Source organism: Rhodobaculum claviforme (assembly GCF_016653255.1).
Lineage (GTDB): Bacteria > Pseudomonadota > Alphaproteobacteria > Rhodobacterales > Rhodobacteraceae > Rhodobaculum > Rhodobaculum claviforme.
In genome coordinates this window covers 1-4,740 of record NZ_NHSD01000081.1, presented here as the reverse complement: position 1 = coordinate 4,740, position 4,740 = coordinate 1, and the positions used below count along the sequence as shown (strand labels likewise).

At 72.0% G+C, this 4,740-nt stretch carries 7 protein-coding genes; 3 read left to right on the top strand and 4 right to left on the bottom strand.

All coding sequences use genetic code 11. From position 1 onward, the window contains the following. The 3 genes from CCR87_RS01405 to CCR87_RS01395 all read left to right on the top strand — a co-directional run. The coding region (locus tag CCR87_RS01405) for a pyrroline-5-carboxylate reductase (protein WP_201155543.1) at nt 1-589 on the top strand (589 nt) is incomplete at its 5' end. After that, the gene (locus CCR87_RS01400; protein ID WP_201155542.1) at nt 586-924 is read left to right on the top strand and encodes a tRNA-binding protein; all 339 of its coding nucleotides are present in this window, start codon (nt 586-588) and stop codon (nt 922-924) included. The genes CCR87_RS01405 and CCR87_RS01400, both read left to right, overlap by 4 nt. Next, nucleotides 921-1,886, top strand: coding sequence for a 2-hydroxyacid dehydrogenase (locus CCR87_RS01395; protein ID WP_207186510.1), 966 nt, complete (start codon nt 921-923; stop codon nt 1,884-1,886). The genes CCR87_RS01400 and CCR87_RS01395 overlap by 4 nt, the downstream gene beginning before the upstream one ends. Here CCR87_RS01395 and CCR87_RS01390 read toward each other — a convergent pair whose 3' ends face one another. From CCR87_RS01390 to CCR87_RS01375, 4 genes are all read right to left on the bottom strand, one after another. Beyond that, nucleotides 1,887-2,783, bottom strand: coding sequence for a DMT family transporter (locus tag CCR87_RS01390; RefSeq protein WP_201155541.1), 897 nt, complete (start codon nt 2,781-2,783; stop codon nt 1,887-1,889). An 81-nt stretch (nt 2,784-2,864) separates the two neighbouring features. After that, on the bottom strand, nt 2,865-3,152 hold the full coding sequence (locus CCR87_RS01385; RefSeq protein ID WP_201155540.1) for an HU family DNA-binding protein: 288 nt from the start codon (nt 3,150-3,152) through the stop codon (nt 2,865-2,867). A 208-nt stretch (nt 3,153-3,360) separates the two neighbouring features. Then, on the bottom strand, nt 3,361-3,981 hold the full coding sequence (locus CCR87_RS01380; protein WP_207186509.1) for an MlaC/ttg2D family ABC transporter substrate-binding protein: 621 nt from the start codon (nt 3,979-3,981) through the stop codon (nt 3,361-3,363). Beyond that, a partial coding sequence (locus tag CCR87_RS01375) for an MlaA family lipoprotein (RefSeq protein ID WP_201155538.1) occupies nt 3,974-4,740 on the bottom strand: 767 nt, incomplete at its 5' end. The genes CCR87_RS01380 and CCR87_RS01375, both read right to left, overlap by 8 nt.

The following is a 4,740-nucleotide window of genomic DNA, read 5'->3' as shown; positions in this document are numbered from 1 at the left end:
GGCGGCGGCGCTGCCGGGGCTGGGCGCGCTGGGCGGGGGGGGCACGCTGGTGGTGTCCATCGCCGCCGGCACGTCGCTTGCGGCGTTCGACAGCGCCTTTGGCGCCGGCACGCCGGTGGTGCGTGCGATGCCCAACACGCCCGCCGCCGTGGGTCGGGGGATCACCGCGCTGGTGGGCAACGCCACCGCATCCGACGCCGACATGGACCTGGCCGAGTCGCTGATGGCCGCGGTGGGCGAAACCGTCCGGCTGGAGGCCGAGGCCCAGATCGACGTCGTGACCGCCCTGTCGGGGGGCGGTCCGGCCTATGTCTTTCATCTGATCGAGGCGATGGCGGCGGCGGGGGCCGCCCAGGGCCTGCCGGAGGATCTGGCGATGCGGCTGGCGCGTGCCACCGTCTGCGGCGCGGGCGAGCTTGCCCACCGCGACGACGCGCCGGCGTCGCAGCTGCGCGTCAACGTCACCAGCCCCGGCGGCACCACCGCCGCGGCGCTGGCCCACCTGATGGATGATGCCACCGGCCTTCCGCCCCTGATGGCGCGCGCCGTCGCCGCCGCCACCGCCCGCGCCCGGGAGCTGTCGCAATGAGCAACATCACCTTTGACGACTTCCTCAAGGTCGATGTCCGCGTCGGCCGCATCACCCGCGCCGAGCCGTTCCCCGAGGCGCGCAAGCCCGCCTACAAGCTCTGGATCGACTTCGGGCCCGAGCTGGGGGAGAAGCGCAGCTCGGCCCAGATCACCACGCATTACACCTGCGAGGAGCTGGTGGGCCGCGAGGTGCTGGCCGTCGTCAACTTCCCCCCCCGCCAGATCGGCCCCGTGCGCTCCGAGGTGCTGGTGCTGGGCCTGCCGGACGGGCAGGGCAATGTCGTGCTGGTGGAGCCCGAGCGCGATGTCCCCGAAGGCGGGCGGCTGCATTGACCGCGCCCCGCCTGCTGATCACGCGCCCGCTGCCCGATCGGGTGGTGGCGGCCGCCCGCGCGGCGGGATTCGACGTGACGCTGCGTGCCCATACCACGCCGATGACGCCGGACGAGCTGACCGACAGCCTGGCGCAGGCCGATGCGGTGCTGCCGACGTTGGGGGACCTCTACTCCGCCGGGGTGTTCGCCGCGGTGCCTGCGCCGCGTGCGCGGATGCTGGCGAATTTCGGCGTGGGGTACAACCACATCGACGTGGCGGCGGCCCGTGCCGCCGGGATCACCGTCACCAACACCCCCGGCGCGGTCACCGACGCCACCGCCGACATTGCCATGACCCTGATGCTGATGAGCACGCGCCGCGCCGCCGAGGGCGAACGGCTGGTGCGCGCGGGCGCGTGGCAGGGGTGGCATCCCACCCAGATGCTGGGCCTGCACCTGTCGGGCAAGACGCTGGGCATCGTCGGCATGGGCCGCATCGGCCGGGCCATCGCGCGCCGGGCGCAGGCGGGGTTCGGGATGCGGATCGTGTACCTCAACCGCTCGGAGGTCGCGGACACGGGTGTCCCGGCCGAGCGGATGGCGGATCTGGCGGGGCTGATGGCGGCCTCGGACGTGGTGGTGGTGGCGGTGCCGGGCGGGGACGGGACGCGCCACCTGATCGACGCGGCCGCGCTGGCGTCGCTGCGCCCGCACGCGCATCTGGTCAACATCGCGCGCGGGGATGTGGTGGACGAGGCAGCCCTCATCGACGCGCTGGAGGGGCGCCGCATCGGGGGCGCCGGTCTCGATGTCTACGAGCACGAACCGGTGGTGCCCGAACGGCTGCGCGCGCTCGACAATGTGGTGCTGCTGCCGCATCTGGGCACCGCCGCGCTGGAGGTGCGCGAGGCGATGGGGCTGATGGCGGTCGACAACCTGGGTGCCTTTTTCGCCGGAGAGGCCCCGCCCAACGCGGTCTGATCAGCGCTCGGTCGGCGGCACCACGCCCTGTGCGGGTGCGCGCGCCCACTGCACCGCCAGGATGCCGGCCATCACCACCGCCACCCCCAGCACATCGAGCGGGCCCACGGCCTCGCCCAGCACCATCGCGGCGATCGCCACCCCGAAGAACGGGTTGAGGAAGTGGAACGTCGCCGCCCGCACCGCCCCGATCCGCTGCACCAGCAGGAACCACACCCACGTCGCCAGCAACCCCGGCACCACCAGCGTGTAGACGAACGCCACCACCAGCGTGGTGCTCCAGCGCACCTCGGGCGTCTCCAGCGCCAGCGCGAACGGTGCCAGCACGGCCGAGCCCACGAGCATCTGCAAACCCACGATCATCAGCAGGTTGCCGCCGCTGGAGGCGCCGCGCACCGCCATGGTGGCGAAGGTCAGCGCGCCCACCCCGATGATGCACAGCGTCAGGCCGAACGGGTCCACGCCCCCCACGCCCATGCGACCGCCCATGATCATCACCACACCGGCGAACCCCGCGGCCAACCCCGCCACCCCCAGCCACGGCAGCCGCTGGCGCAGCAACAGCCAGCCCACCGCCGCCACCGCCAGCGGCAGGCTGGAGGCGATGATCGCGGCCAGCGACGCCTCGATCGTCTGCATCGCCACGAAGTTCAGGCCCAGATATAGCGCGTTCTGGCACACCCCGAAGATGATCGTCGCGCGCCACTGCGCCGGTGTCAGCCGCCAGTGCTGGCCGAGCGCGGCCGCCAGCGCGACCCCGATCAGCCCCGACAGGAAGAACCGCAGCGACAGCGCCATCAGCGGCGGCGCATCCGCCACGATGATCCGCGCCGAGGAAAACGCCGACGACCACATCAGCGCGAACGCCGCCCCCATCAGGATTGCGCGCAGGTCCATCCGGTTCCCCCCTGTTGCGGGCATGAAAAAGGGGTCGCCAGACCGGCGACCCCGCATGGCATCAGCGCATGGGCCGACGGATCAGTCGTTGACGCTGTCCTTCAGGGCCTTGGCGATGGTCACCTTGACGGCCTTGTCGGCGGGCTTTTGCAGCTGCTCGCCGGTGGCGGGGTTGCGCACGGTGCGCTCGGGGCGCGCGCGGCAGAATACCTTGCCGATGCCGGGGACCGTCACGGCCCCTCCGGCCACCACTTCGCGCGTCACGATCGCAGCGAGCCCGTCGAGCGCGGCCGCGGCCGTCTTCTTGTCGGCGCCCATCTCGGCGGCAAGCTGGGCGACGAGCTCGGTCTTGGTCATTGGTTTGGACATAGTGTTTCTCTCCATACTTGTTTACGCATCGGAAGGCTGGCTTCCGGTCCCGTCCCGCCTGACTGTCCCTCTGGCCGCGCGGTGCGCGACGGTGTTGTGCTGGGCATCTAGCCGAAACCCGGTTGGCGGCACAATCGCCTTGGGCGTGCGCGATGGCATTTTTCGCGCCGGTGTGGCCTCTTGCGCGGCGTGGTGCCCGCGCCCCCCATCAGCCGAGGCCGGGCAGGTCGGCGATCAACCGGTCGAGATCGCCGCGCCGGACCTCCAGAAGGGCGGGGACCTCCTCGCGCTCGATGGCGAAGAAGTTCACCCCGTCGATGATCATGTTGAAAAAGCGCGGCTCGGGGCTGCGGGAGGACACCTGCCAGACGACGTCCAGCCGCTCGGTGCCGCCGCTGCGGCGCTGCATGCGGGCCACCGACTGTACCGAATGCACGGTGCCCGAGGTGGCGGCGCCGGTCACCGCGATCTCGCCGCCGGAGTAGCCGCCGAACAGCGTCCGTCCGTACTTGCGCGCAAGGTAGCCGCGATAGGCGCTGGTGAAGCGCGCAAGCTGCGCGGCGCTGGCGGTGCGCGCCACCGGGCCCAGCACGCTGCGCGCGATCACCGGCATGTCGGCCAGCCGGTCGAACACCCCCTCGAAGCGGTCGATCATCTGCGCGGTGGTGCCGCCGGAGTTGACGATGGCCGTCAGCTCGGCCGCGACGGCGTCCACCAGCGTGCGCGCCTGGGTCAGGGTGGTTGCATGCGCGCCGGGGGGCGTGGCCAGCGTGACCAGAGCGGCACCGCCAAGCGCCAGCACAGTGCGACGGGTCAGGGGGTCAGTCATCATACAGATCGTCATAGGGATCGAACACGTCCTGCTCAAGGGCCGCGGTCCCATCCAGCCGAAACCGGCGGCTTTGCAGATACAAAAGCCGTGTCTGGACATAGCTGTCGGCGCTCTGGCCGATCAGCGCGTCCAGCGCCTCGCTGTAGTCCGCGCGTTCCCCCAGCAGCGCCAGCGCCCGACTGCCGTGGCGCGCGGCCAGCACCCGGTTGCGCGTGCCCGGCGGGCGCAGCGCGTTCAGCGGGTCGATCAGCAGGTCGACGACAAAGCCCACGCTGTCGCGTTCGGTCGAGGGGCCGATGACGGGCAGCTCCTGATAAGCCCCCTCGGGCAGGCCCCAGACATGCAGCGTCTCGCCGAAGTCGGTCCAGCGCCCCTCGATGCCCAGCGCGCCGGCGACATCGAACAGCCCGCCGATGCCGACGGTGGTGTTGAGCATGAACCGCAGCGTATTGCGGATCGCGGGGTCGGGGCGGCCCTGCAACACGCTGTTGAGAATATTGGACGGTTGGCCCGCGTTGGCGGCGAAATTCGCGACCCCGCGCGCGACCGGGCGCGGCACGCCCACGCCGTCGCCGCCCGCCCCCCCGGGCACGGCGGCGTCCAGTCGGCGGTTGATGGCGTGGGCTTCGCGGTTCTGGGCCTCCTGCGGGTCCCAGATGTCGACGCCGGGGGGCGCGGGCGTGCAGGCCGCCAGCGCCAGCGCGGGAACCGCCGCCAGCACAAGGACGAGGGGGGCGCGGCGCGGCGGTTCCCGCG

Coding starts and splice junctions, on each gene's coding strand:
- CCR87_RS01400 (WP_201155542.1), top strand. CDS start 586: ATGAGCAACATCACCTTTGACGACTTCCTCAAGGTCGATGTCCGCGTC.
- CCR87_RS01390 (WP_201155541.1), bottom strand. CDS start 2,783: ATGGACCTGCGCGCAATCCTGATGGGGGCGGCGTTCGCGCTGATGTGG.
- CCR87_RS01385 (WP_201155540.1), bottom strand. CDS start 3,152: ATGTCCAAACCAATGACCAAGACCGAGCTCGTCGCCCAGCTTGCCGCC.
- CCR87_RS01380 (WP_207186509.1), bottom strand. CDS start 3,981: ATGACTGACCCCCTGACCCGTCGCACTGTGCTGGCGCTTGGCGGTGCC.